Origin of the sequence: Cupriavidus basilensis, assembly GCF_029335485.1 — a bacterium.
Lineage (GTDB): Bacteria > Pseudomonadota > Gammaproteobacteria > Burkholderiales > Burkholderiaceae > Cupriavidus > Cupriavidus basilensis_E.
This window is the reverse complement of record NZ_JARJLM010000319.1, coordinates 1-26,522: the sequence shown is the minus strand read 5'-3', so window position 1 is coordinate 26,522 and position 26,522 is coordinate 1. Positions and strand designations below refer to the sequence as shown.

22 protein-coding genes and 5 pseudogenes are annotated in these 26,522 nt (G+C 63.2%); 16 read left to right on the top strand and 11 right to left on the bottom strand.

What is annotated here, in order from left to right:
- A partial coding sequence (locus tag P3W85_RS18835; RefSeq protein WP_276265913.1) for a hypothetical protein occupies positions 1-204 on the top strand: 204 nt, incomplete at its 5' end.
- 39 nt (positions 205-243) lie between these two features.
- Here P3W85_RS18835 and P3W85_RS18830 read toward each other — a convergent pair.
- From P3W85_RS18830 to P3W85_RS18810, 4 genes and pseudogenes are all read right to left on the bottom strand, one after another.
- Positions 244-1,737: an amidase gene (locus tag P3W85_RS18830; protein ID WP_276265912.1), complete on the bottom strand. Its 1,494-nt coding sequence runs from the start codon at positions 1,735-1,737 to the stop codon at positions 244-246.
- Complete coding sequence (locus P3W85_RS18825) at positions 1,734-2,735, bottom strand: Bug family tripartite tricarboxylate transporter substrate binding protein (RefSeq protein ID WP_276265911.1); 1,002 nt, start codon at positions 2,733-2,735, stop codon at positions 1,734-1,736. Before P3W85_RS18825 ends, P3W85_RS18830 begins: the two co-directional genes overlap by 4 nt.
- A 423-nt stretch (positions 2,736-3,158) precedes the next feature.
- On the bottom strand, positions 3,159-3,476 hold the full coding sequence (locus P3W85_RS18815) for an ABC transporter permease (protein ID WP_276265916.1): 318 nt from the start codon (positions 3,474-3,476) through the stop codon (positions 3,159-3,161).
- A 22-nt stretch (positions 3,477-3,498) separates the two neighbouring features.
- A pseudogene (locus P3W85_RS18810) lies at positions 3,499-3,651 on the bottom strand (tyrosine-type recombinase/integrase); the annotation flags it as partial.
- Between the two features lie 490 nt (positions 3,652-4,141).
- On the opposite strand from P3W85_RS18810, the gene P3W85_RS18805 reads away from it, so the two are divergent.
- From P3W85_RS18805 to P3W85_RS18775, 7 genes are read left to right on the top strand one after another with little or no spacing between them, the layout of a single operon-like run.
- Positions 4,142-5,110 (top strand): Bug family tripartite tricarboxylate transporter substrate binding protein, encoded by a 969-nt coding sequence (locus P3W85_RS18805; RefSeq protein WP_017227471.1) that lies wholly within the window; start codon positions 4,142-4,144, stop codon positions 5,108-5,110.
- Positions 5,111-5,131: 21 nt separating this feature from the next.
- The gene (locus P3W85_RS18800) at positions 5,132-6,088 is read left to right on the top strand and encodes an NAD(P)H-dependent flavin oxidoreductase (RefSeq protein WP_017227472.1); all 957 of its coding nucleotides are present in this window, start codon (positions 5,132-5,134) and stop codon (positions 6,086-6,088) included.
- Between the two features lie 11 nt (positions 6,089-6,099).
- Entirely contained in the window at positions 6,100-6,831 is a 732-nt protein-coding gene (locus tag P3W85_RS18795) for an enoyl-CoA hydratase/isomerase family protein (protein ID WP_276265910.1), read from the top strand.
- A 4-nt stretch (positions 6,832-6,835) separates the two neighbouring features.
- Entirely contained in the window at positions 6,836-8,035 is a 1,200-nt protein-coding gene (locus P3W85_RS18790) for a CaiB/BaiF CoA transferase family protein (RefSeq protein WP_276265909.1), read from the top strand.
- A gap of 17 nt (positions 8,036-8,052) precedes the next feature.
- Positions 8,053-8,823 (top strand): enoyl-CoA hydratase/isomerase family protein, encoded by a 771-nt coding sequence (locus P3W85_RS18785; RefSeq protein WP_276265908.1) that lies wholly within the window; start codon positions 8,053-8,055, stop codon positions 8,821-8,823.
- Complete coding sequence (locus tag P3W85_RS18780) at positions 8,820-10,442, top strand: AMP-binding protein (protein WP_276265907.1); 1,623 nt, start codon at positions 8,820-8,822, stop codon at positions 10,440-10,442. Before P3W85_RS18785 ends, P3W85_RS18780 begins: the two co-directional genes overlap by 4 nt.
- A gap of 20 nt (positions 10,443-10,462) precedes the next feature.
- Positions 10,463-11,404, top strand: a complete 942-nt coding sequence (locus tag P3W85_RS18775; RefSeq protein ID WP_017227477.1) for a hydroxymethylglutaryl-CoA lyase — start codon at positions 10,463-10,465, stop codon at positions 11,402-11,404.
- On the opposite strand, the gene P3W85_RS18770 is transcribed toward P3W85_RS18775, so the two are convergent.
- Entirely contained in the window at positions 11,390-12,040 is a 651-nt protein-coding gene (locus tag P3W85_RS18770; protein WP_276265906.1) for a MarR family winged helix-turn-helix transcriptional regulator, read from the bottom strand. The genes P3W85_RS18775 and P3W85_RS18770 overlap by 15 nt on opposite strands.
- A 164-nt stretch (positions 12,041-12,204) precedes the next feature.
- On the opposite strand from P3W85_RS18770, the pseudogene P3W85_RS45340 reads away from it, so the two are divergent.
- The 5 genes and pseudogenes from P3W85_RS45340 to P3W85_RS18745 form a co-directional block, all read left to right on the top strand.
- Positions 12,205-13,086 (top strand): annotated as a pseudogene (locus tag P3W85_RS45340) (transposase); the annotation flags it as partial.
- Between the two features lie 62 nt (positions 13,087-13,148).
- A complete protein-coding gene (locus P3W85_RS18760) occupies positions 13,149-13,595 on the top strand; it encodes a hypothetical protein (protein ID WP_276265905.1) in 447 nt (148 codons plus the stop codon).
- A gap of 69 nt (positions 13,596-13,664) precedes the next feature.
- Positions 13,665-14,636, top strand: a complete 972-nt coding sequence (locus P3W85_RS18755) for a tripartite tricarboxylate transporter substrate binding protein (protein ID WP_276265904.1) — start codon at positions 13,665-13,667, stop codon at positions 14,634-14,636.
- A 7-nt stretch (positions 14,637-14,643) separates the two neighbouring features.
- Positions 14,644-15,495 carry an alpha/beta fold hydrolase gene (locus tag P3W85_RS18750; protein ID WP_276265903.1) on the top strand — a complete coding sequence of 284 codons (852 nt, stop codon included), beginning with the start codon at positions 14,644-14,646 and terminating at the stop codon, positions 15,493-15,495.
- Positions 15,496-15,628: 133 nt separating this feature from the next.
- Positions 15,629-16,684 (top strand): porin, encoded by a 1,056-nt coding sequence (locus tag P3W85_RS18745; protein WP_276265902.1) that lies wholly within the window; start codon positions 15,629-15,631, stop codon positions 16,682-16,684.
- A gap of 287 nt (positions 16,685-16,971) precedes the next feature.
- On the opposite strand, the pseudogene P3W85_RS18740 reads toward P3W85_RS18745, so the two are convergent.
- Together P3W85_RS18740 and P3W85_RS18735 are read right to left on the bottom strand one after the other, a co-directional pair.
- A pseudogene (locus P3W85_RS18740) lies at positions 16,972-17,202 on the bottom strand (IS5/IS1182 family transposase); the annotation flags it as partial.
- 99 nt (positions 17,203-17,301) lie between these two features.
- On the bottom strand, positions 17,302-18,096 hold the full coding sequence (locus P3W85_RS18735) for an aminoglycoside adenylyltransferase family protein (protein ID WP_276265901.1): 795 nt from the start codon (positions 18,094-18,096) through the stop codon (positions 17,302-17,304).
- Positions 18,097-18,915: 819 nt separating this feature from the next.
- Between P3W85_RS18735 and P3W85_RS45335 the strand changes: the two genes are divergently transcribed.
- Complete coding sequence (locus P3W85_RS45335; RefSeq protein WP_346430273.1) at positions 18,916-19,119, top strand: helix-turn-helix domain-containing protein; 204 nt, start codon at positions 18,916-18,918, stop codon at positions 19,117-19,119.
- 386 nt (positions 19,120-19,505) lie between these two features.
- Here the strand turns inward: P3W85_RS45335 and P3W85_RS18725 are convergent.
- Positions 19,506-19,805 (bottom strand): annotated as a pseudogene (locus P3W85_RS18725) (IS5/IS1182 family transposase); the annotation flags it as partial.
- A gap of 528 nt (positions 19,806-20,333) precedes the next feature.
- On the bottom strand, positions 20,334-22,976 hold the full coding sequence (locus P3W85_RS18720) for a bifunctional diguanylate cyclase/phosphodiesterase (protein ID WP_276265899.1): 2,643 nt from the start codon (positions 22,974-22,976) through the stop codon (positions 20,334-20,336).
- 578 nt (positions 22,977-23,554) lie between these two features.
- Between P3W85_RS18720 and P3W85_RS18715 the strand changes: the two genes are divergently transcribed.
- Both P3W85_RS18715 and P3W85_RS18710 read left to right on the top strand, forming a co-directional pair.
- Entirely contained in the window at positions 23,555-24,019 is a 465-nt protein-coding gene (locus P3W85_RS18715) for a transposase (protein WP_276265898.1), read from the top strand.
- On the top strand, positions 23,911-24,426 hold the full coding sequence (locus P3W85_RS18710) for an IS5 family transposase (protein ID WP_276265914.1): 516 nt from the start codon (positions 23,911-23,913) through the stop codon (positions 24,424-24,426). The genes P3W85_RS18715 and P3W85_RS18710 overlap by 109 nt, the downstream gene beginning before the upstream one ends.
- 28 nt (positions 24,427-24,454) lie before the next feature.
- On the opposite strand, the pseudogene bluB reads toward P3W85_RS18710, so the two are convergent.
- A pseudogene (bluB, locus tag P3W85_RS18705) lies at positions 24,455-25,130 on the bottom strand (5,6-dimethylbenzimidazole synthase).
- Between the two features lie 120 nt (positions 25,131-25,250).
- Positions 25,251-26,480, bottom strand: coding sequence for a tyrosine-type recombinase/integrase (locus tag P3W85_RS18700; RefSeq protein WP_276265897.1), 1,230 nt, complete (start codon positions 26,478-26,480; stop codon positions 25,251-25,253).
- Between the last annotated feature and the right edge of the window lie 42 nt (positions 26,481-26,522).

Sequence of the window (26,522 nt, the reverse complement as noted above, 5' to 3'; positions counted from 1 at the left end):
ATGCGCTGGATGGACCAAGGAGCGCCCTGCATGGTGCAGGTCAGGGTCGCGGTTTTGAACGGGGAACTCTCACCCAACCGCATCTCGGCGCTCGAGCTCGCTGTCTCGCGTCACAGCCAATCCACCGGGCCAGCATCGCCGAACTGGCACCGGTCGCCGAACAAAATGAACCGTGACATGCTCGCGGAAAGGCCGAGCGCCTGACGAAATCGGCCTCCCAACTTTTGCAGGCTTTCCTTCACGCTATGATAATTTAGCGGTCGCCAACGGCAGCAGTTCGGCCTGCAGTCTTTCGAGCCGGTGGGCCACCCTGAGTACCTCCCAATCTCGCCCTGGAGCCCCCACGATTTGCAGGCTTATTGCGGCTCCGCCGGACTCAAGTCCCCAGGGCAGCGAGATTGCAGGCAGACCGCTCAAACTGAATGGCAGTGTTAGGTTGGATACTGCCGTGTGAAGTGGGTAACGGTATCCGTCGATTAGCACATCGGCATCACCCACGTTTGGGGCCAGTGCCCGCATGACGGGGCACAGCAGCATGTCGGCCTGCTCGAACTGAGCCATTATCTGCTCAACTAGCATGCGCCGCAGGCGCTGTGCCTTTAGGTACCAGTGCCCCGGCAGGAACTGCGCCATCTCAAGGCGCACACGTACGTCCTCACCCAGTTTTTCGCCGCAATCCCGCAGGCGTTCCGAATGGGCGGCGGCCGCTTCAGTCGATACCGTGATGTACTGGATCGCCGGCGCCAGATCCATACCGCTTACCACGGAGTCGAACACGCGAGCGCCATCGTCTGTCAGCACTTGTGCACCGTGCTGCATCGCGGCACGGACATGCGTGTCCAGCGGGGCATCGAAGAAACCACCTAACCGCGCGACCCGCAGGCCGCGCAGCGGTCTTTCCGATAGACCGGGAAAGGCCGGCAGGCCGGTGAGGGCGGCAAAAGACCGGGCGCAGTCCATTACAGTGCGTCCAATCGGCCCCACGTGATCAAGCGAAGCTGCCACGTCAATCACGCCTTCACGCGAGACGGCGTCGTAGCTCGGTTTGAAGCCAACGACACCACAGCAGGCAGCGGGAATTCGGATCGAACCGCCGGTGTCCGTGGCCAGCGCGACATCCACAATGCCAGCGGCCACCGCCGCAGCAGATCCACCGCTAGAGCCGCCGGGAATACGCTCCGGGCTCAAGGGGTTCAGCACCCGGCCGAACACGGGGTTTGCGCTATTCGCGCCAAGTGCCAGCTCGTGCAGGTTGGCAAGCCCCATTGCCACGCCTCCCTGCCGCTTCATCGCGGCCACTGCGGCAGCGTCAGCCGCGAAAGGACTGGCGTCGCTCGACGCGCTGCCGCCCGTGCGTGGCATTCCTGCGACGCCTATCAGATCTTTGACCGCGAATGGGACTCCGCGTAGATAGCCATCTGCTGGCGGCGCCAGGCGCTCGGGCAGGTACGTGAAGGCATTGAGATGCGGTTGGGCCTGCGCGCGGACCAGCGCCTCCTGCGCCGTCAGGCCGCTAGCTGGCGCCGGGGCGAGCTGCGCCTCGGGCGCTTCGATTCGTACCGGCTCTGCCACGTAGGTTGGTCCCTGTGGCGTTGCTGCAGCGCGAAAACGCGACAGCTCCTCTTCGTTCATGCGAAAACGCTCCACCCACAGCGGCGCGCGTTCCCGATGGCAGTAGCCGAGCCAGTCCGCATATCCGGCCAATACTGCGGCAAAGTCGGAATCGTTGAGGCTCATTCCAGCGTCACCTTGGCGTCGCGAATCACGCGCTCCCAGCGAGCAATGTCGGTGCGCAACTGGTCGGCGAGGGTCTGCGGCGGGGTGCGGCGGATACTTCCGCCCTCCAACCCTTCCAGGAATGCCTTGACGTCATCCTGCGCGAGCACCCAGTTGATGTTGTCGTTCAGGCGTTGCACGGCCTCCCGAGGCGTGCCGGCTGGCGCGAAGATGCCATACCACGTACCGATATTGAAGGATTTCAGCCCCGCTGCTTCAGCAACCGTGGGGATGTCAGGTAGCGCTGTGCTCCGCTTAAGGCTGGTCACAGCCAGTGGCCGGAGCTTGCCGGCCTTGATGTGAGGCACGGCCAGCGAGATGGACGAATACATCAGCGACACTCGCTGGGCCATCACATCGGTCAGCGCGGGGGCCGAGCCTTTATAGGATACGTGGCGCATCTGGATGCCGGCCGCCTGGGCGAACAATTCGCCCGAAAGGTGGGGCGTAGTGCCCACGCCGGCAGAACCGAAGGTCAACAGGTTCGGGTCCGCCTTTCCCGCGCGCACCACGTCAGCCAGCGTCTTGTATGGCTGTCCAACTGATGTCACGATCAGGATTGGGATGTCGGCCAGATATGCTACGGCCTGTAAGTCGGTCAATGGGTTGTACGGCACGCTTTTGATTAGGAGGGGGGCGACGGCTAGGTTGTCGGCTTGGCCGATCAGGAGATTAAGTCCATCTGCCGGCATCTTGGCGGCCGCGCCGACGCCGATGGTACCGCTGGCGCCGGGCCGGTTATCTACCACCACTGGCATGCCCATGCGCTCACTGAGCCTGGCACCGATTAGGCGGGCCACCGCATCTGTACCTCCTCCGGGAGGAAATGGCACTACTAGTCGAACTTGGTTGCCTGCAACGAGCTGAGCGGCGGTCGGGCGCGACTGTAAAGGGCCAAGAAGACCACCAATGGCCAAGGAAAATATGAACTGTCGGCGCCCGAGGATTTTAGAGTACATGTGCGTCTCCTTTTTTTTTGAAATGACACTCCGCCGTTCTGGACGGATGGAAGCGATTTTACGTATCTACGCCTGCTAGTCTCTCATCGTTTTTGAGCGCACCCCCCCTTCGCGGTCGGCGAAGGTTTCGACTCTACCCTCCGGTCAAACCAACCGTTCCAGACAATATGCAGTCTCCAGTATCCCAGCGTTTGCAATGCCTGCTGATTCAGAATTCCCGTTCCTGAGACGACCGATCCTTCGGACCGGAGCACATTCTCTGAGTGGGCAAGTCGCTTGGCAATGAGTGACCGAACGCTGGCACGCTTGGTCGAGCGTGAGACGGGTCTTCCTTGGGACGCTGACGACAACAGCTTCACCCCCGGCCAAAGCCCCGTGGAAACTCTCCACAACGCTTGGGCGACTCAGTGGCACGCGCGCTGGTTAGCGCTTGGCATCGGCAAGCAATCGCAGTTGCTTGTCGGGCTGTGTGGAGGGCGTCGATTCGGCGGCAGGCTTGCCGCGTTGCGACGCGTGCCACGGCAGCATACGTTCTTCGGCGAGTTCCAGGCCCTTGAACAGGATTACACCAAGGATGCACAGCAGCGCTAACGCGACGAAGACGGTCGGCGTGTCAAAGCTGCCTTGGATAACCAGGATGACGTGCCCCAAGCCAGTCTCTCCTGCCACGAGCTCGCCTACGATTGTGCCAACAAGTGCGAAAGAAATACCGACCTTCATTCCGGCAAAGCTGCTTGGCAGCGCGTTCGGAAAGCGAATCTTCCAAAGTGAGCCGCTCGATCTCGCGCCGGTAGGCAGATAGCGTCGCCGCGCTGTCGGTATAGCGCGCGAGCCAGGCGGTGACGGCAGCCAACTCGTCTGCGGCGGCAATCCGGGCGGCGGAGGCGGGGGCGCGGTTGCTGCCGCCACCCGTAGAACGAAGCAATTCTGTCACTAGGAATAGTCATTTCACCAGCTTCAAATCCCTCTTCACATCAGCACGCATTTCGAAGAGGCGTCGATGGAGCGCATTTACAAATAGGGAGGGATTCTTGAGAACAGCTTCCGCATGAAGCTTGGGACAGCCCAATCGACAGAGCCTTGCCGCTTTGCGGAGAATATGCGGCGGTTTGGTGTGGTTACGCTCAAGCAGCTTGCCTCATAGACGCTATCCCCTCGCCGGCTATTGCGCTCCAAGCCAGTCTAAGCCCTACCTATTGAACTCGCGAATGTACTCGGGGAATCAGGCCTTGCTTCAAAAAGCCTTCCAGGTTCGGTAGAGGTGCTGACCTCCACTTTTCATCTGGGAGCCGTCCCTCACCCATCCCGGGTTCTCCTGGCATCGTTCGCACAACAATATGGTGGACATTATCAACTAGATGAATTACTATGTCCACAAATATAGAAACGGTCCAAATCAAGGAGACATGATGATGCGTCTGATGATGTACGTGCTGTGGACGGCTGCCTTACTGATGGTCAGCCCTGCGCGAGCTGCCTATCCGGATCGGCCGATCGTTCTGGTGGTGCCGTTTGCGGCCGGCGGGCCGGCTGACGTGATGGCGCGCACGCTCGCCAAGTCCATGGGTACCCGGATAGGACAGACGATCGTGGTGGAGAACCGGCCGGGCGCCGGAGGGCTGGTGGGAATTGCCGGTGTGACGCGTGCCACGGCAGACGGATATACGCTTGGTATGGCCGGTACGGGCGCCCTGGTGTACGCACCGTTCATTTCGCCGAAGATGCCATTCGACCCGCTTAAGGATGTGACCCATCTGAGCACGATGGTCTCCACCCCCAACCTGGTGGTCGTCAATGCCAGCTCTCCATTCAAATCGGTTGCCGATCTGTTGGCAGCGGCCAAACGCGAGCCGGAGAGGTTCACCGTGGCGTCGGCTGGCGTGGGCAGCAGCACCCATGTGGTTGGCGCGTTGTTCCAGCGCGAAGCGGGCATTCGTCTGCGCCACGTACCTTACAAGGGCGGCGCGCCCGCCGTGCAGGATCTGATGGGCGGGCAGGTGGACATGTTTATCGCCGAAGTCCCAGCCGTGGCGCACCTGATCAAGGGCGGCAAGCTCCGTGCACTGATGGTGACCGACACCAAACGGCTCGCGGCGCTACCGGACGTTCCCACAGCGGCCGAAGCAGGTTTGCCGAAGGTGCTCGCCGCGGGAGCGTACGGCATTGTCGCGCCGCGCGGCCTGCCTGAAGACGTGGCCCGCAAGATTGTCGATGCCGTCACCGGTGCATTGCGCGCCCCTGACGTTGTGGAAAAGTTTGCCGAGCAGGGCGGCATCGGGCAGTCCAGCACGCCGGACGCGTACCGGGCGCTGATCAAGTCCGAGCAGGGGCGATGGGGGCCGGTCATCAAGGCTGCCGGCATTACCGCAGAGTAACCGTTGCAGAGGAATCAGAACATGAGCATCAAGACGCGAATTACCGAGTTGCTCGGGATCCGCTACCCCATCATCCAGGCCGGCATGAGCTGGGCATCGTCAAGTTCGCTGTTGGCGGGGGCGGTGTCGAAGGCCGGCGGTTTGGGGGTGATTGCGGCTGGCCCGATGCGGCCCGATGACCTGAGGCGTGCGATCCGGGAAGTCCGTGCGATCACGGATGCGCCATTCGCGGTCAACGTGGCGCTGTACAACAAGCGCGCTGCCGAGCATCTGCAGATCGTGCTAGACGAAGCCGTGCCAATTCTGATCGCATCGCAGGGCAGCCCGCGCGACCACATTGGCCGTTTTCAGGCGGCCGGAGTCAAGTGGCTTCACGTGGTGGCGCATCCCGACCATGCGCGCAAGGCAGCCGCCGCCGGTGTTGATGGACTGATCGTGGTGGGTGGCGAGGCAGGCGGACATCCGCCGCCAAGCGGCACAAGCACGCTGGTGCTTGTGCGGTTGATTGCGCGTGCCGTCAACCTGCCGATCATTGCCGGTGGCGGGGTTGCCGATGGCGCGGGCGTTGCGGCCATGCTTTGCCTGGGCGCCGATGCCGTGCAGATGGGTACGCGCTTCCTGCTGACGCCCGAGGCCTCGCTGCATGATGCCTACAAGCAGAAGGTTCTGGGAGCCGGGGTGGGCGACACCACGCTCGTGGGCTGGCGTGGCCTGCCGATTCGCGCGGTGCGTAATGCGTTCACCGATGAGTACGAAGCCGCGGAAAGGGCCGGCAAGCCGCGCGAGGCGCTTGAGGCGCTGTTCGGCAGCCGTTCGCTCAAGATGGCGGCAATGGATGGTGATGTCGATCAGGGCAAGGTCGAGGCGGGGCAGAGTGCAGCGCTGGTCGATGCACTGGAGCCGGCCGCCGCGCTGGTCGAGCGCATTGCGGCAGAGACGCGCGAAGCGATGTCACGCATGGCAAATCAATTGAAGTAAAGAGGCTGGACATGAGCGAACTGCAGATTGAAAACGTCGGCCAGGTGCGCGTGCTGCGCATGAACCGCCCTGAAAAGCGCAACGCGCTGAACAATGCACTGACACGTGGGCTGGTGGATGCACTAGCGGCGGCCGAGGCCGATGAGGCTGTGCATGTGGTGGTGTTCACGGGCAACGGTTCGGCGTTCTGCGCCGGCGCCGACATCACGGAGTTCAAGGACCTGACCCCGGACCAGATGTCGCGCGTGGAAGAGCGCGCCGAGCTGACGATGCAACTGCACCTCAGCGTATCGCGCATGAGCAAGCCCGTGATTGCCGCAATCAACGGGTTTGCCATGGGCGGTGGGGCAGGGCTGGCCATTGCGTGCGATCTGGCGCTGGCAGCGCGTTCGGCGCGCATTGGGTACCCGGAAGTGAAACATGGCATCGTGGCTGCCATCGTGCTGCCAAACCTGACGCGACAGATTGGTCGCAAGGCGGCCTTTCACATGGTGGCCACCGGTGAATCGATCGATGCGGAGCGCGCGGTCGAGCTCGGCATGGTCAACGCCGTGCATGACGACCATGTGTTGATGGATGAGACCATGGCGTTAGCCAGCCGTCTGGCGGGTGTCAGCCGTGCAGCCATGGCCACCACTAAGCAGACGTTTCACGAAGTGGTGGACCTGCCGCTGGCTCGCGGTCTCGAGATCGGCCGCGAAGCCAACAAGCGCATGCGCAGCTTCGTGCGGACGGAGCGGTAGCGCCATGAGCAAACCACTCGAACACATCACGATCCTCGATCTCTCGCGGGTGCTGGCCTGCCCGTTCGCATCGATGATCCTTGCGGAACTCGGTGCTACGGTGATCAAGGTCGAGCAGCCCGGCTGCGGTGACGAGACACGCAGTTTTGAACCACGCGTGGAGGCCGAGGGCGGTAGCGAAAGCGCTTACTACATGGCGTTCAATCGCAGCAAACAGTCGATCACGGTCAACCTGCGCAGCGAAGCGGGGCAGCAGATCGTACGAGATCTGGCCGCAAACGTCGATGTGGTGATCGAGAACTTCCCGGTCGGCACGCTCAAGCGCTATGGACTGGGCCCCGAAACGCTCAGGGAGATCAATCCGAAGCTGGTCTATCTATCTTGTACCGGATTTGGGCAGACCGGTCCCTACGCACCGCGCAAGGGCTACGACACCGTGTTCCAGGCGATGGGCGGGATCATGAGCCTGACCGGCGAGCGCGATGGCGGGCCGGTCAAGCCTGGCTTGCCGGTGGCCGACCTGACGTCCGGACTCTGGGCGGCCATTGCGGTACTGTCGGCGCTACAGGGCCGCAGTGCGTCAGGGCAGGGCTGTCACATCGATCTTTCGATGTTCGATGCGCAGGTCAGCCTGCTCACGCTGGCGGCGGCGCGCTGGTTCGCGCTGCAGGAAGTGCCGCAGCGTATGGGCACGGAGCACCCCGGCCGCGTGCCATCGGCAAGCTTTCAGGCCGCTTGTGGCCGCTGGCTTCATATCACGGCGAGCGACCAGCACTGGGAGCCGCTCCGCAAGGTGCTGAAACTGGAGACCTGGGGTGCGGATCCCGAACTGCAGACGAACGTGGGACGTGTGCGCCGGCGCGATGAAGTGATGCGGCGGCTGACTGACGCCGTAGCGGCGTGCGATCGCGACGAACTGTGCGCTGCCATGGATGCTGCGGGCGTGCCTGCCGGTCCGATCAAGTCGGTGGACGAAGTCCTCTCCGATCCCCATGTGCTGGCGCGCGGCATGGTGGCGAACTTCGACCATCCGGTCATCGGCCAGTTTCCGGCGCTGCCGGTGCCGCTGCGCTTTGACGGCTGGGACAACCCCGAGGTTGGGAGACCGCCGCTGCTTGGCGAACATACCGGCGACGTACTGCGCGAGCGGCTGGGTATGGACGCGCAGCGTGTGAAGGCGCTGCGCGAGGCCAAGGCCATCTGAAGTGTATGGAGATAGCTATGACTGAATCGAACGAAACGGGCACACAGCCTGCCGTGCTATACGCGGTCGAGGGCGGCATTGCCACAATCACGCTGAACCGGCCGGATTGCCGTAATGCGCTGAACCTGGCCATGTGCGAGGGTTTGCAGGCCGCAGCCACGGCGGCCGCCGCCGATGCAGATGTGCGAGTCGTGCTTGTGCGCGCTGCCGGTCCGGTGTTTTGCGCGGGGGCCGACCTCAAGGAACGCAAGACGATGGACGAAGCGCAGGTGCTGGGCCGCCGCATGCGTGGATTCTTTGCCTATGAAGCACTGGAAAGCCTGCTGATGCCGGTGATCGCCATTGTGGCAGGCCCGGCAGCGGGTTCCGGCGTGGAAATTGCCTCGGCTTGCGACTTTGCCGTGGCCACGCCCGCTGCCACGTTCTGGACGCCGGAGGCGCAGTGGGGCACCGTGGGTGCGACCCAACGCCTGGCGCGCATCGTCGGCAAGCGGCTGGCCAAGGACATGATGTTCACCGGACGGCGGCTGACGGCAGCGGAAGCACTGGATGTTGGGCTCGTCACGCGTATTGTCGCGCCGGACAGTCTGGAGGAGGAGGTGGCGAACCTGGCGGCAAGTGTCGCCAAGGCGCCGCCGCTGGGCATGCGCCTGGCCAAGCGTTGCATCGACCGTGGCATCGAACTGGGCCCACGTGGCGCGCTGGCCGAGGAATTGCTGGCGATTGAAAAGAATCTGGCCCGCTCGGACTGGCGTGCCGGCATCGGGGCATTTGGAGGCAGAAAATGACGTGGGAACCTCGGACACTGGCCGCGGTGCTGGCGCAGCAGGCCGGTTTGCGTGGCACGGAACGCGCGCTGGTCACGCCCGGCGGGACTGCCTCATGGCGCAAACTAGAGGCGCAATCGCGCCGCGTCGCCAAGGCGTTGCTCGCGCGCGGTGTGCGCCGCGGAGATTTCGTTGGCCTGCTGTGCGGCAACGATGAGCATTGGGTGGCGAGCTTCTACGGCGCCGCCCTGATCGGCGCCGTGACCGTGCCCGTCAACACCCGTTTCAAGGCTGCGGAGATCGCGTATTGCCTGCGCCAGTCCGATGTGCGGCTGTTGATCCTGACCGACCGGTTCCTTAAGATCGATTTCATGGCGTTCCTGCGCGAGGTGGAGCCTGCCGTCGATCATGCGCTGCCGGGGCAGGCGCTGCCCTTGCTCCGCGATGTGGTGGTCGTTGGCAGCGATGTGCCGCGTGCCGGTCTCGAGTGGGAGGCATTTCTTGCCGCGGGCGATGCGCTGCCCGACGATGTGCTCGCGGGTGCCATCCGTGCCGTCACGCCGGAGGATCTGCTGCTGATCCAGTTCACGTCCGGTACGACGGCGCACCCCAAGGGCGTGATGCTCACGCACGACAACATGTTGCGCAATGCCGCGGCCGTAGGCCAGCGCCTTGGCATCGAACCTTCGGATTGCTATTTCAACTGCCGCCCGTTCTTTCACGTGGCCGGCTCCACGCTGTCGCTCCTTTGCGCGCTGTGCGCGGGCGCAAGCATCGCCACGCTGCCCACATTTGATGCCGGCGCTGCGCTGGCGATGCTGGAGCAAGAATGCTGCACGTTCATCTCCGGCAACGAGACCCTGTTCCAGATGCTGATCGCGCACGGGTCGTTCGAGCGCTCGCGATTGCATCTGCGTGGTGGCTGGGCAGCGGCAGGCCCTGACACGATGCAGCGCATTATTGACGAGATGGGCATCGATCAAATCTGCTGGGCGTATGGCCTGTCGGAGGCGTCACCGAATGTCGTCATCAATGATTGGCGCGATGATGTAGCGTTGCGCGTGGGGGGGGTCGCGCTCCCGCATGATGGTGTAGCGGTGCGAATTGTCGATGAGGCGTCGGGCGCCGTCTGTGACGCCGATGCGGTAGGCGAGATCCAGGTCAAGGGCTGGAGCGTGATGCGAGGCTACTACAAGCAGCCTGACGCGAACGCCAAGGTATTCACTGCGGACGGCTGGCTGCGCACCGGCGATCTTGGGGCATTGCGCACGGATGGACGCTTGCGGCTGGTTGGCAGGTTGAAGGACGTGTTCCGTGTCGGCGGTGAGAACGTGGCGCCCGCCGAGGTGGAGCAGGTGCTGTTGTCCCATCCCGCAGTGGCATCGGCCCAGGTGGTGGGTGTGCCCGACACGCGCCTGGGCGAGGTGCCGGCAGCGTTTGTCACGCTCAAGCCCGGCATGACGCTGGACGCCGAAGCGCTGCTAGCGTGGGCCAGGCCGCGTATGGCGAACTTTCGCACACCACGCTACGCCGAAATTGTGACCGACTTCGAGCGCATCGGCATGACCGCCAGCGGCAAGGTGCAGAAGAACAAGCTGCGCGAGCATGCCATCGCGCTGTTTCACCTGTCGAGCCAATGAGCACCGAGCCGGAGATATCCATGACTGCCGAAGTCGTCCTGTGTGAATGCTTTGCCCGCGACGGGCTGCAACATGAGCCCGATTTTGTGCCCACCGAAACGAAAATGGCACTCGTCGACCGCTTTGCGGCAATCGGCTTTCCCCGCGTGGAAGCCACGTCGTATTCGAATCCGAAGGTCGTGCCGCAGTTTGCCGATGCCACCGATCTGCTGCGCGCGCTGCCACGGCGCGATGGTGTGATGTACAAGGCGACCTGTGCCAACACCCACGCCGTGCAGCGCGCGCTGGCGGACCTTGATGCCGGTATTGGTGCCACCGAGGTGAGTCTGCTGGTGTCTGCCTCGTCGTCGCACTCCGAGCGCAACCTCAAGCGCAGCCGGGACGATCAATGGCAGAACATTCGCGCCATGGCAGATGCGGCGCGTGGGCGTTTCCGCATGGTCGGTACCATCTCGGTCGCGTTCGGTTGTCCGTTCGAAGGCCATGTCGACCTCCAGCAGGTGCTGCGCGATGTCGGGCGGTTTCGCGATGCCGGCGTCAGGCTCGTGACACTCGGTGACACGACCGGCATGGCCACACCCGAAACCGTGCGGGCATTGTTCCGCGCCATGCGCAATGACTTTCAGGACGTCACGCCAATTGCGCACTTCCACGACACACGCGGTACCGGCCTGGTCAACTATGTTGCCGCGCTGGAAGCCGGAGTAACCCACTTCGATTGCGCGATGGGCGGCGTGGGGGGGCACCCTGCTAAGGTGCAGTACGGTGGCGGGCATACCGGAAACGTCTGCACCGAGGACTGGGTGGCGTTGCTCGACGCGATGGGCGTCCGTACGGGCATCGATCTGGACGGCATGCTGGCGGCCGCGCAGGAATGCGAGGCCGTGCTCGGCCGGCGGTTGCACAGCAGGGTGCTGCGCAGTGGCCTGAACCCGTTACGCACCTCGTTACGCGCCGCCTGAGCCGCCTACCAGCCGGTTGAGACGTGACACCAGCGAGCGGATTTCGGCAAGATCGAGCCCGGTGCCGTCACCCTGTTCCATGGCGGCGTCAACCGCTGGCGCAGGGCTCTCCGTTTCGTCAATGGGCTCGCCCGCAGCGGCCCGCCGCTCTTCATCCAGCACTTGGCGCGCGCTGGCGGTGAGCATCGACAGCATTTCCATCAACTGTTTGCGCTGCTCTGGGCTGAGCGGACTCAGCAGCCGCTCGTTACGCACATTGGCGTCGATGATCACCTGCCGGTAGAGCACATCGCCAGCCTTAGTCAGACTGAGCAGCACCGCGCGTGCATCGGTGTCGCTACGCTCGCTGACGATCAACCCGCGCTCGATCAGGGTCGATACGGTGCGGCTGGCGTAGCTCTTGTCCAATGCGGCGCGGCGTGCGAGTTCCTTCAGCGAAAGCGGTGCGTGCGCGCCAAGCATGCCTATCGATCGCCATTCCAGCAGTGTCAGCCCGAACTTGCGCTGTACGCGCAACGATGCACTCGCGGCGGAGAGGCCGGCCAGGTTATGCAGACGTGAGGAAAGCAGGTCGGTAATGATCCGCGGTGCGGCACCTGAACTGCGTTTTGTTGCGCTCATTGGCGAGGGTTCCAATTAGTTGACTCTGTCAACTATTCTACCCGCATTGTCAAAGCTAGACGACAGATTACTGCGTCAATTTACGTGAAGTGTACTAAAACCGGGTCTCCCGCACTTTATGTGATGGCTGCGTCGAGGGCTTGATTTCCGGCCGATCTGGCTTTACGTCGATCGTTACCATGAGCCAAGTTCTCGGTGGGATCGATCGTATTCTCGCCCGTGTGGGTAAGCGCTTCGTCTCCAGCGACGCCCGAGGGGAGACCATCACCGTCGAAGCCTGCAATACGGTTCGCGCGGCACCTTGTCCTGCCTGCCATCGTTAGAGTAGCCGACTCCACGGCAGCTATGTGCGCAGGCTGGAAGAACGTCCGATGCTCGAGCAGCGGGTCGTTCTCGCCGTAGAGGTGCGTCGTTTCAAGTGTGCAAACGCCGGCTGCCCGCGTCGTATGTTTGCCGAGAACATCCACGCCTTGGCCGGTCGGCATCAACGTCGGACGCCATCGCAGGCTCGGGCGTTGCACGCGTTGGGCCATGCCCTCGGTGGTGAGGCGGCAGCCCGGCTTGCCAACGCCTTGGGCTTGCGCACCAGTGCCGACACGGTGCTGCGGGAGTTGAGTTGCGTGGTCCGCCTCCTCTTTCCGCAGGGCAAGGTACCGCTTGTTCAGGCACCCGTGCGCACGATGCCGTGCCCGTCGGCCCGGCGCGTGTTCGGATGGCTTGCCGGATGGAGGAAGCTCGCCGTCGAGGAGCCCAGGAGCGCGGACCACGAGCGCTTCGTGCAGGCGCTGTGCAAGATCGAACCCATGGTGGGTGAGGTCCACAGCCTCGCGCGGGAGTTTCTCGGGCTCATGCACCGGCGAAGTCTGCGGCAGTTCGATCGATGGTTGAAGCGTCTGTCGTGCTGCGACGCTGCGGAAATGCGCAGGTTCGCGCAAAGCTTGCGCGCCGACTTACCGGCTGTGCAGGCGGCCTTCAAGCTGCCATGGAGCAATGGCCAGACCGAAGGTCACGTCAACCGGCTCAAGTTCCTCAGGCGACATTCATATGCAATGACGCATGTGCGCCCATATATGGTTGTAAATGACAACGTTATGATTGCCAATATCAACGATATCGCCTACAGTTGCGGTGTAGGCGACACAACTGGCATGGCGACTCCGCAGACAACGCTGAGCCGGACGTCACGCCGATTGGCCATTTCCACGACACGCGAGCCAGCGGCCTAGTCAACCATGCTGACGCGCCGGAGGCGGGCGTTCCCCACTTTGATTGTGCTTTTGGTGGCGTGGGCGGCCATTCGGCCAAGGTTCGGTACGGCGGCGGGCATACCGGCAACGTCGCCACTGAAGATTGGGTCAATCTGCTCGAGTCAATGGGAGTGAAGACCGGCATCGATCTGGGAAGATTGCCGGCCGTTTCGGCTGAATGCGAGGCGGCGCTAGGTCGGGATCTGCACGCACGTGTCACACGCAGTGGCCTGAACCCGTTGCTGGCGGTCGTCGCGGCGGAACGCAATCAATGGCCCAAGGCAAATTCCATTTGGCCGGCGGGCCCGACAACTTGCCACTGAAGTTAAGAATTGGAATTCAAAAGAAGAACATGAAGACGGAGGAGACGCAGATTGGATAGAAGACGATACATGGCGGCGGCCATTGCCGCATTGGGCCTGCTGGGTGGCACCGCCTTCGCTCAGGGCACCGACAAGACGGGAACGTATCCGGACCGTCCGATCCGGATCATCGTTCCCTTTACCCCGGGCGCGATCAACGACGTGCTTGCCCGCGCGATGGCGGAGAAACTGACCCAGTCGCTGGGACAGCCGGTACTGGTCGAGAATCGTCCAGGCGCGGGTAGCGTTATGGGAACCGACTATGTGGCAAAGGCCGTGCCGGATGGTTACACGCTGCTGCAGGTGCCCGCCGCGTTCGCGATCAATGAGTCCTTGCTGCCGAAGCTGCCATACCGCTGGGACAAGGAATTCAGCTTCATCTCCATGGCCGCCACTTCGCCCTTTTTGCTGCTGGTGAGTGCATCTTCGCCAGCGAAGACAGTGAAAGACTTGGTGTCGATGGCGCAGGCTGCGCCGGGCCGCGTCGCCTTTGCCTCGACCGGAAAAGGGGGCAACGCGCATCTGATGGGGGAGATGCTGAAGACCATGGCAAAGATTGACGTGATCCACGTGCCATACAAGGGAGCCAACCAAGCCATCACCGACCTGATTGGTGGCCAAGTGCAGTTCACCTTCAGTACCTATACCGGTGCTGCCAGCGCCATCAAGGCGGGCCGCATACGTCCGCTGGCGGTGACCTCCGCCACGCGCTGGGCGGCATTGCCAAACCTGCCCACAATCGCCGAATCGGGGTATCCGGGTTACGAGGCCATAGGCTGGTGGGCGTATGCGGTGCCGGCCAGAACGCCCAAGCCCATCATCGACAAGCTGAATCGGGAGTTGAACAAGGTGATGCAAATGTCCGACGTGCAGCACCGGTTCCGCGCGGAAGGCATCGATCTGATGGGCGGTTCACCTTCGCAGGCGCGGCAGTTTGTGGCGAAGGAGATCGACACCTGGTCCGACGTGGTCCGGCAATCCCGGATCAGCCTGACGGAGTGAGGGAGGCATGAGTGAAATGCACCACACCCGGACGGACAAGAAACATGTCCTGCAATGGCTGGATGCGGGCAAGGCCGGCCATGACGGCGCCAGGGTCCATGCCGTTGTGAAGGGCGATGACGTGGAGATCTACGTCATCGCGGAAGGGAGCGGCATGCCCATCGTGCTGCTGCCGTCGCGTGGGCGCGATTCCGAAGACTACGACGACGTGGCCGCGCGGCTGGCACGCGCCGGCTACCGCGTGCTGCGGCCTCAGCCTCGCGGGGTGGGCCGCAGCACCGGGCCGATGACCAGTTTGACTCTGCACGATCTTGCCGGAGATATCGCCTTGGTCATCCGAGCGATGTCGGACGAGCCCGCTGTCGTGGTGGGCCACGCTTTCGGAAACTGGGTGGCACGGATGACGGCGACGGACTATCCAGATCTGGTGCGCGGGGTCGTCATCGCCGCCGCTGCGGCGAAGCAGTTCCCGGCGGTGCTCAGCGAATACGTCAACAAGAGCGCGGACATGTCGCTACGCGCTGCCGAGCGCCTGCATTACCTGCGTATAACCTTCTTTGCCCCCGGTAACGATCCTACCGCTTGGCTGCAAGGCTGGTACCCGCGAGTGAGTGAGAGCCAGCGGTTGGCCGGACAGGCAACCATGCAGGCCGAATGGTGGGCAGGCGGTTCCGCCCCCATGCTTGATCTCCAGGCGGAGGCAGATCCGTTCAAGCCTGCCGACAAGCGCAACGAACTCAAGGAGGAGTTCGGCAGCCGGATCTCCGTCGCGCTCGTCGCGAACGCGAGCCATGCGCTGCTGACGGAGCAGCCAGCTGCGGTGGCGACAGCCATCGACGAGTGGATTAGCACTCTCTAACGCGGGGACACGTTCGAAGTTGTACCCATGCATCCTGCGCTGCACGCGCGGGAGGGCCGGCTGCTGCCAAAAAAACTACGGGATCCGGAAGGATTCCCAATCCAAGAAGATCGGTCAGAAAGGAGACAATTCAATGAAGCACCCAATTCGCGTCAGCATGCTGATCCATCCGCTTGTGTTGCTCTGCGCTAGCAGCGGGGCACATGCGCAGTCGAGCGTCTCGCTATACGGAATAGCCGACGCCGGTATCCGGTATGCGACCAATGCGAATGCCGGAAAAGACCGGAAGTTTGAATTATCGGAGGGTGCGCTGACCGGCTCGCGCTTTGGTCTCAGGGGCGAAGAAAACCTCGGCGGGAGCCTATTGACTTTCTTCCAACTGGAAGGTGGCTTCGACTTGGGCACGGGGGCATCGCTTCAGAGTTCGGCCAGCACCGGCTACGCGCAAACCGGGACTGGCACTGGCGGCAGCGGGCGGCTGTTCGGCCGTCAGGCATTCGTTGGCATCAAGAGCGAATACGGTGCCATTTCTTTCGGGCGGCAATACTCGGTCGGCTACCAGAGCATGGCCGGTGCGCAGATCTTTGGCAACCCGAATCTGGACACGCTGATCATCGTCAGCAAGTACACAGGGAGCCGGCAAGATAACGCGGTCAAATACGAAGGTAAGTTTGGGGGCTTCAGTGCCGCGGCCGACTACGCCTTCGGCGAGATCACTGGCAATACGAGCGCCAACTCCGCAGCCGGCGTCGCACTCGGTTACATGGCGGGCGGCATCAGCGTGGGCTTGAACTATACGACCGCGCACAGCGCGGACGGGCGCGAAGCACGCCGCACGGTGGGTATCGCCGGCGGCTATGCGATAGGGCCGTTCAAGGCAACGCTAGGTTACTTGGGCAATCGATACAAGACTGCGGAAACCAGGAATGATGTCTTTATCGGCGGCCTCAGCTACACTCCGGTCGCGGCCTGGCTGTTCGGCGTCGGTGCCTTCCGCGACAAACAGCGCGACCCGGGTGGAAGCCGAGCGACCATCTACGGGATGATCGACTATCGACTCTCCAAACGAACCAATGTGTACCTCGAAACTGACTACAATCGCATTACCGGCCGCTACGAACTGATCAAGTCGCAGGGCGTGCCTGGTGGCAAGTTCGGCGCAATGCTTGGTCTGCGACATCTGTTTTGACGCGCGTTGGACAGCGGAAACGGGTGGTCAAGGCGCCGCGGATAACCTTGCCCGTATGGAGTCATTTGCGTCGCCTCGTAATAGCGCAGCCTACTATTTCTAGCTGCCGAGTCGATCCGGTGCCGCTCCTGCGTGGCCTCATGTCGCCCATTGTCCTCGCTGTGCGGGTAGTCTCGTCGTCGGCAGCGAGCAGCAACAAGGTATGGCTTTTTGCGGCGCGAGGAGCGTATGCCTATCGCAACCGTACCTCCCTGTATGGGACCGCGGGTATATCGACAACCGAAGCACATGCTGTAGAGCACCTGCAGCAGCATGGCGCGCAGCGACTTCTCCGGCGCGATGCTGGGCCGGCCACTCTTGATATCGGCCTCGTACATCTGCGCGAGCAACCGGTCCATCTTCACCAGCGCCTGGTTGGCCATGGTTCGGATCGAGCGCAGCGGGTGCGACTTCGGCACGAAATCATCCAGACGCCGTATGGTGAACAAGCTTTCGGCGAATGTGTCTGTGCCGCGCATGGATGTTGGGGTTGGATGGTGTCCTCAAATCAACGCCTCAGCCAGTTGTCGCGCCGACGTCCGCTGGAGGTGTTTCAGCGACCCGCTAGGGCTGAAAAGTCAAGATTTTTGCGAAGGTAGGAGAGCTGCAACGCGTTCACCCAATCGGTCTGCTACCTGTCGCGCCTCTTGTCGCAGAGCCGCCCAATCATCGCTTTTCCGGTTCAGATATCCTTCTCGCGCCCTGGCAAGCAATATGGCAGCCTCAGCGGGCAGGCGGGGCAATGCCCATGCTGCGGCAACGTCTTTGGGCACGAAATCTCCCTGGGCCAGGGTTCGCCACATACGCGCGAGCGTCAACAGAACATTGCGCTCATCGCCTTCCATGGCTTCGAGCAACGTGGGAAGAGCGTCCCCAATCGCGTGGCATATATCAGAGTACGGGATGATGGGCAGCAACTCTGTCGTATCGGGGCCGATCAGCGCCATTGCTTCGTTCCGGGCTTGCGCCAGGAGCAAGGTGAACTCGGGATCAGAAGCTGGCTCGGGCACCTCGCCGGCTTCGAATGCGTCTCGTAGCCACTCCCCGTAAACGAACTCGCTGCGGGCGGGGTAGGCCAATGCCGCGAGATCAGCGCGTTGAAAAATGATCAGTTCAAGAGGACGCGGGCTATCAGGGGGAGCAGGATACCGTCCCGAAACACCCATTAACTCTGCCACTAGACGTTTGCGAACTGCATGTGTCATCGGTTGCTCGACAACGGCAAGTAAGTCGACATCACTGTTTGGACGCAGGCCACCCCTTACCGCCGAACCGTGGAGGTAGGCCGCAAGGAGCGAATTTCCTAAGCATCGTTGCACTACCAACAATGCTTGCGATGCTTCGACTGGAGTTTGCGACATGTCTTTCTTCATATTTACCATCTATAGGACGCGCGAACGCAATGCCTTCGCGTTGGCGCGCGCGCTCGAACGTGCGGACGCTCTCTCACTGACAACATCAGATCGCCAATGGAGAGTCTTCGCCTGTGAACGGCTTCCTGCCGAGAAGACGCTCGCACCCATGCTGGGAATTATCGCAGCCCAACTACGGATTTCGCCAGCCGTGTGGAACCTGTAACGAAGCCCGTCGAGAGCCATCCTACGCGACGCGGGCGAGCCGCCTTTCGCTGCTGACCCATATTGGTGTCCCAAGGTTGGAGGAACTTCAAACACCAATGGCGTGGGTTTCAGACCGAGAATGGCTCCCGTACTGCTTCGACTGCCTAGTTCTGAATCCCGCCGACGTTTTATCGCCGCGCTGGAAGCGGGATTGGCTAGATCCGCACACGGCTGTCTGCCGAGCCCCTGGCCATAGACTGAATGCGCTCCCGCCATTCACGCTACGCATGTGCGGGAATCTCACTGCGGTGCTCGGCGCGATCAGCAAGCGACAGCGCAAGGGGTAGGTAGCAGAGTCCAGATCTCGGCATTGGCGGAAATAACGTTCTGCAATTGTGGTTGCGCTCTTCCGCCAGTGGGGCGTCCCACGTATCCAGGCGAAGCCGTTACGCCGAACCTAAAATGCAATTAATCGCCAGGCTTTGCCTGCAACCATTAGCCACTGGCTGGCATGAGGCAGTTCCCCTCTGCGTAGAAGGCAGCCAATCCCGTTTAGATTATAATTTCACTTTCATGAAATAATCTGGCCAGCAGCCTCCACGCTGGTTTGCCTTCTTCACGGGACGGGCCTCCATGCCGCGACCGCTACCTGATCCGACGCCACCGTCGCGCGCGACGATTCGCACCATTCACCAACTGGGCGACCGCATTCGAGCCACCCGCGCAGGGGAAGGGATGCCCATTGACCAGGCGGCGAGGCATTGCGGTGTCCCCGCCGGCATGCTGTCTAAGCTAGAGAACGGCAAGGCATCAATCTCGAGCACGCCCTGCGTGTGATGGACGGACTGGGTTTGACGATGCTGGTCGTTCCCAAGACGCATGCGCCTTGGCTCGAACAGGCAGCGGCCCATGCGGCCAAGATCGGCGAGGATGCGGCCAGGGAACAGCATGCCTGGCTGGAAGGGTAGAGACGCCGATCAGGACGGGCGTCATTCTCGGATGCGGTCCGCGATCGGTGCGGAAATGCCATTCGCTTTCGTGCGGACGCGCCTTCCGCCTTGCTGAGAGCTCTTGTCCCGATTCAGCCTGGTGACGACATCTTCGACGGTTTGGTTTGGATCGTGCCGGTGGCGCACGCCTCGCTTGCAGTTGCTGCGCACGTTTTGCATCCTCCGGTCGGGCGTGCCCGGCCTCTAGGCCGGCCAGATCCCTTAGAGGCCAGTTCAAAAAGGCTGGTCCATACGCCTGAGGATGTTCCAGCAGACGAGAGCGCAGCCGAACTTCAGGAATGCTTCGTGAATGTCGGCCCGACGATCGAAGCCAATGCGTAGACGACGGAAGTTGTGGGGCCACGAGTGAATCCGTTCAACCTCCCATCGGAATTTTCCCAGCCCGATGCCATGCTCTGTGCGGCGCCTGGCGATCACCGGCTTGCTGCCTCGTTCGCGCAGTTGCTGACGATGCCAGTCGGGTTCGCAGCCTCGATCGGCGTAGATTCTTGGGCGAAATAAGGGCAACTCACGCTGGCATGATGATCGCTGTGCCGGCCGAGGTCTGGCGCGCCTATGACTCACTCGCCCCGTCCAAACTCGGCTGCGTGCTGATGAACATCGCGGCACACGTTGACCCCCGCGCGTTGCGCAAGCATGCGCGGAGACCGAAAGCGCCGAGTGAGAAGGGCCAAGTTGCCGGATGCGTGGCACGACGGCATGTCTCTACCGCCCGTGTCATCAAGACTGGACGTGTCGTTCAATCACCTTGAAAGGGGGGCTCTAAGCCCTCGTCCAGGTAGGTGTGCGCGCCCGCATGTGCCTGCAGCATTGGCAGCGCAAGCGGCAAGCCAGTGAATGCCCCGGCCATGCCCAACGACTTCAGCCATGCACGGGCCCCGGCATTCTGCGATGAGCCTGTGACCCGTCGCAACGCTTCGCCCCCCTTCGATGGAAGGGTTGCCGGAGCGCCTGACAGCATGCGAGAGAAGCGCTGAGACTAAGCGCAAGGACGAAACCCAGACGAGCCCCCGACCAAGGCACCGAAGGATGCCGCTCGCCTCAAGTCACGGAGCTCACGAAGGCCTCGAACGCGCAGGCCTCCACCGGCGGACAGAAGAAGTGGCCTTGCCCGTAGTCGCAGCCGGCAGCCAGCAGGATGTCGCGCTGCGACTCGGTCTCGACGCCCTCGGCAATCACGCGGATGCGCAGTGCATGCGCCATGCTGATGATGGCGCGGCACAAGGCCACGTCGTCCGGGCCCCGCGTCAGCGAGCGGATGAAGGACTGGTCGATCTTGATGTAGTCAATGTCCAGGCGCCGCAGGTACGACAAGGACGAGTAGCCGGTGCCGAAGTCGTCGAGCGCGATCTCGATGCCGGCCGCCTGGAAGCGGGAGAGCTGGTCCATGACATCGGCGTTCTGCTCCATCAGCGAGCCTTCGGTGATCTCGATGACGAGGCTGCCCACCGGCACGTTCCTGCGCTCGATCATGCTGGACCAGGACTCGGGCCCGCTCGCAGGCGCGCAGAACTCCACTGGTGATTTGTTGACCGAGATCTGGAAGCCCTTGCCCAGCAGCACCTGCCAGCGCGCAAGCTGGTTTAGCGCTTCCGTCAGCACCCAGCGGCCGATGTCGATGATGAGGCCGGATTCCTCCGCAACGGCAATGAAATCGGCCGGGTGGATCGGCCCGCGTACCGGATGGTCCCAGCGGATCAGCGCCTCGGCCTTGCAGACCTTGCCCGTGCGCAGATTGACAATGGGCTGGTAGTGCAGCGCGAACTGCCCGGACGCCAGCGCCGTGCGCAGGTCCTGGGTGATGCGCAAGCGCTCCCTCTCCGCCTGCAGCAGCGCCTGGGTGAAGACCTTCCAGCGATTGCGGCCCTCCTCCTTGGCGGCAAACATCGCCTGGTCGGCGCACACCAGCAGGGCCTCGGCATTGTCGGCGTCCTTGGGGTAGGTCGCCACGCCGATGCTGGCCGACACCACCACCAGCTCGCCGGCCAGGCGGTAAGGCGCGGCAATCCGCTCCAGGATCGCCTGGGCAATGCCCTCGGCAACGCCGGCATCGCCCACTGCGGGCAGGATCACGGTGAACTCGTCGCCGGCCAGCCGCGCCACGGTATCCGAAGCGCGCACTGATGCCGCAATGCGCCGCGCCGCCTCCAGCAGCAACAGGTCGCCCTGGTCGTGGCCGAGGGTATCGTTCACCTCCTTGAAGCGATCCAGGTCGATGAACAGCAGCGCCAGCACATCCTGCGTGCCGCGCGAACGCTCGATCTCCTGTTCCAGCCGGTCGAAGAACAGGCGGCGGTTGGGCAGGTCCGTCAGCGCATCGAAATTCGCCTGGTGCCGGATGACTTCTTCCGCCTGGCGCTTCTCGGTCATGTCATGGATCAGCGCAACGCGGCGGCGCTCGCCATACGCGTGGGCCAGGTAGGTATCCACGGTCAGGTAGGCGGGAAACTCGCTGCCGTCCTTGCGGCGGATCGAGAGTTCGCCGCTCCATGTGCCCTTGGCTGCCACGGTGGCCCGCAGGCGCTCGACCAGCCCTGCCGCATTGCCTGCCCCGCTGACGCTATAGCCCGAGCGGCCCTTGACCTCCTCGACTGTATAGCCGGTGGCGGCGGCAAAGGCCGGATTCACGTCGATGATGGTGCCATCGAGCGACGTCACCACCATGGCCTCGCTGCTGGACGAATAGACCAGCGAAGCCAGCCGCATCTCCTCCATATGGCGCCGTCGCTCCCCCATGGAGCGGCGCAGGCTGTAGTACAACAGGCCAAGCAGCAGCGTGGAAGCAATGGCACCGGCCAAGGTAACGCGGCGATAAACCTCGTAGGGCGCCAGCACCAGGCCGACCGACTCGCCCACCACGAAATTGAGCCCGAACTCCGGCGCACGGTAATAGCCGAAGACCCGCTCCACGCCTTCGGAGCCCGACACCGCCCGGTAACTTCCAGACTGGGGCGACTCGCTGGCGAGGTACGGCCTGTTGCTGACCGCCCTGGCCAGCGCGCCCTCCAGGGCCGGCACGCGCGCAATGACCTGGCCGGAAGTCTTGATGACCGACGCCACTTCGCCATCGCGGTTAGTGAACGTCTGCGCAAAGCTGGCGAACTGCTCCGGACTGACCGAGACCACGATGACCCCGTCGAAGCTGCCCGCACGCAGGATGGGGCGCGTGAACTGGATCGACCATTTGCGCGAGACCTTGCCCTTCACCGGGTTGCTGATGAACAGCATGTCGCGCCCGCCCGCGTTCTGATGGACCCGGAAATGCTCGCGCCCGCTCAGGTCGACCTTCTCGCCGCGCGCGGGCGGGGCGATGGACGAGTAGATGAGCAGGCCATGCTTGTCGATCACCGACACCTGGAACGACAGGTCCACCACCAGGTTCTCCCGCTCACGCACCATCTCGATGAACCCCGGCTGGCCGGCCAGCCAACTGGCCCGCAGGTCGAGGAGGAATTCGGACAGCCGCAGGATGCTGGATTTCGAGTACGCGCCGAACGCCCGGGCCTCCGCCTGGGTACGCTCCGCGGCGTCGTGCAGCAAGCGGTCCCGCTCGCTCACGAGCTGAAACGCCGCGAACGCCCATGTTGCAATCAGCCACGCCGCCGCCCCCAGGTTCAATGGGGAAAAAACCTGGCGCAGGCGCTGCAGCGCCTTGCCATATCGGGTGGTCGAGCGTTCTGGCATCAAATGGGTATCGCAGCGCAGCGAAGAATCGACATCGATAACAGGCTAGTCGAGGTCAGCGAACCCGACAAGCAGCACACACTCTAGTCCCGTGCTCACCGCGCGGAGCCGGGCCGGCGCGTGCCGAAAGCGTCACGTCGTGATCATGCCCCGCTCGAGTGGCAAAAGCGGCGTGGCAGCCGTGGAATCGCGAAGCAATGATGTCAAAGCGCTCTCCGGATATGCACCGGCAGGGCTTGTAGGAGGTGCGCCGCCCGCCGGCGAGACGGCGGGTAACGGCGACCAAGCGAATGTGCAAAGGCTGGCCGGCATGCATTATGGCTACTATGTGCCATTCCGGCCTGATTGACTCCCCCCAAAAGGGGGCTAAGGTATTTCCGCGACAGACATTTCGGCGCCGCTGTCTTGCCCGCGCAGGCGGACATCAGGCGCCTTTCACGGCAGTGGAATCCGCGCAAAGACGCTGGGTCCCCGCCTCCGCAGATACTGTGTTGCTCAAGCCTTTGTAAGTGTTTTTCCCAAGTCGAAGGCCTGAGCGTGCTTTAGAGGCCAGTTCAAAAACGCCGTGAGGGGGCTGTTTGCATTCCGGCGAAGCTGTTAACCTTGGCTGCCTCAACAACGAAGCCCAAGGAATGGAAGCGCCGGTCATTGATGACGAACTGTGGATACTGATCGAATCGTTGCTGCCGCGACCGAAGCCACGGCGCAAGAAGCACCCTGGCCGGCCGCGCGCATCGGATCGGGCGGCGCTCAACGGCATCCTGTTCGTGCTCAAGACAGGAATGAGGTGGGACCACCTGCCGACCCGCTTGGGCTTCGGCTCGGGTGCAAGCTGCCGGCGGCGACTGCGCGACTGTCAGACGGCCGGTGTATGGCGTCGGATGCACGAGTTGTTGCTCGACAAGCTGCGCGAGGCTGGCCAAATCGACTTCTCATACGCCGCAGTCGATGCCTCGTCGGTACGAGCTGTTGGGGTGGGCGAAAAACAGGCCCGAACCCCACGGATCGCGCGCGACCTGGTTTCAAGCACCACATCCTTGTAGACGCCAATGGCGTTCCCGTCAGCGCCATCCTGACTGGCGCGAACCGCAACGACGTCACGCAGTTGCTGCCGCTGGTCGACGCGATTACGCCGATCCGCGGTACGTGTGGCCGACCGCTCCAGAAGCCCAAGATCATCTACGCCGATCGAGGCTGCGATTCCGACTGGCATCGTCAGCAACTGCGCGAACGAGGCAGCAAGCCGGTGATCGCCGGGCGCCGCACGGAGCATGGCAGCGGGTTGGGAAAATTCCGATGGGAGGTTGAACGGATTCACTCGTGGCCCCACAACTTCCATCGTCTACGCATTGGCTTCGATCGTCGGGCCGACATTCACGAAGCATTCCAGAAGTTCGGCTGCGCCCTCGTCTGCTGGAACATCCTCAGGCGTATGGACCAGCCTTTTTGAACTGGCCTCTAAGAACACAATTGCCGGATCAATAATCAGCCCAGGGCGATTGGGGGGGGCTGTGGTTGGTCCAGCCATTCTCGAACACCATCTCGCCCTGGGATTGCCGTCTGGCCCAGCCTTCCTGTTCCCGCATCGGCTTCTCATAGAAGGTGTCGACCTGGCCGAGGCACAGCACAGCCACTGGCCGGGCACCGGGCGGCAGCCGCAGCAGCCGGCCAAGCTGTTCAGGGTCGAACAAGGAAACCCAGCCCACGCCGATTCCTTCGGCGCGCGCAGCAAGCCAGAGGTTCTGGATGGCGCAGGCCACCGAAGCGAGATCCATGTCCGGCATGGTGCGCCGACCGAAGATATGCGGCTCACGTCCATCCATCAGCGCTGCCACCAGGACTTCCCCGCAGTCCAGGATGCCCTCTACCGTGAGTGGCATGAACTCGTCCTGGCGTTCGCCCAAGGCGACCGCGGTGCGCTGGCGTTCGGCGACGACCAGCGCGGACCTGCGCTCTCAGGCTCCTGTCGGTGATGCGGATGAAGCGCCAGGGTTGCACGAAGCCGACGCTGGGGGCGAGATGCGCAGCGTGCAACAAGCGTTCCAGCAATGCAGGATCGAGCGGGTCCGGCCGAAAGTGGCGCATGTCGCGACGCTCCCGGATGGCGCGATAGACGGCGGCAATTTCATTGTCGCTGTACCGATATGGGTTCATGGCTTGCATAGCGCAGCGGTGCTTAGGCTGGAGGGAAAGTCGCAATGCAGGTAGCGCGGCACGATGGTGCCGTGACGATAGACGGCTTTGCCCTGTGTGGTTTGGCGATGCTGGCTCATCCTAGGTCTTGCTGGTCCAACCGATGCGATGCCGCTCTTGGGTGGCCTCATGCCGCGCATCCTCCTCGCTGTGCAGGTAGCCGCTCGTCGTCGACAGCGAGCTGTGCCCGAAGTTGTCGCGCACAAAGCGCAGGTCGACCTGCTGGTCGGTCATGTGCGAGCCGGCGGTGTGGCGCAGCCAGTGCGCCGAGGCGCTGGCCAGCACTGCGGCTTGCGGTTCCCATTCCGGCCCGCGTCCCCGCAGGCGCGTCGCGGCCATGCCGAATACCTCTTTCAGGATCAGGTGCAGCGCGCCGCGTGACAGCGGCTTTTCGCTGCCCGCTTTTCCAATCACCGGCAGCACCAGTGGACGCGTCTCTCCCAACTGCGCGGTAGGGGGCAACGCGTGGGCGCGGCGGTAGCGCGCGAGTTCGGCAATCAACTCGTCGGTCGCCGGCACCAGCCGGGTCTTGTTGCCTTTGCCGGTCACCTCGAGCCACCAGCGCTCGATGCCCTGGGCATCGCGCCGGCAGAAGAACGCGCCCATGGTGGTGGCCGTCAGCTCGGAGGCGCGCAGGCCGCCCAGGTAGAGCACGGTCAGCACCCACCGACAGCGCGCCGCGTGCAGGCGCTCGCGTGCGGTGTCAGTCGGCATGGCTGCCACCGTGTCCTTCACGGTCTCCCACAGGTCGTGGCTCAGATAGCGGGTGATGCGCGCCTGGGTGGGGGCGCGCCGGCGGCGGGCGAGGGCGAGCGGGTTGCCGGCCAGGTAGCCCGCCTCGGTCAGCCAGGCGAAGCACGCGTTCAGGATCACCATCGCCTGGCGCACGCTGCCGGGCGACAGCGGCCCGGCAAACGGGCGCCAGTCGGGGTGGTCGCGCGCGAGTTTCTTCTTGCTGCCGGCCAGGACCCAACGCGCGGCCGGTTGCGGGTCTGCGAGGAAGCGCTCGTACGTGAGCAGATCCTCGTGTGTCAGCGAGGACAGGGGCCTGCCCAACTGCAACACGGCCCACAGCAGCAGCCGCTCGGCTTCGCGCCGGTAGGTGGCAAGCGTCGTCGCGCTGTCGGTATAGCGCGCGAGCCAGGCGGTGACCGCGGCGAGGTCGTCAGCAGCGGCGATGCGAGTGGCGGTGGCCGGGGCGCGGTTGCTGCCGGCCACTCCGGACAGCCCCGGGGTCAGGTGCAGACGCTCCAGCGGGGTGAGAGGTGGGGCGGCCGGGCCGTCCGAAGATTGGATCGGGAGCAGTTCCATGAAGGGTGTCGGCTGAAGCGCATGCTGTATGCATCAATATAG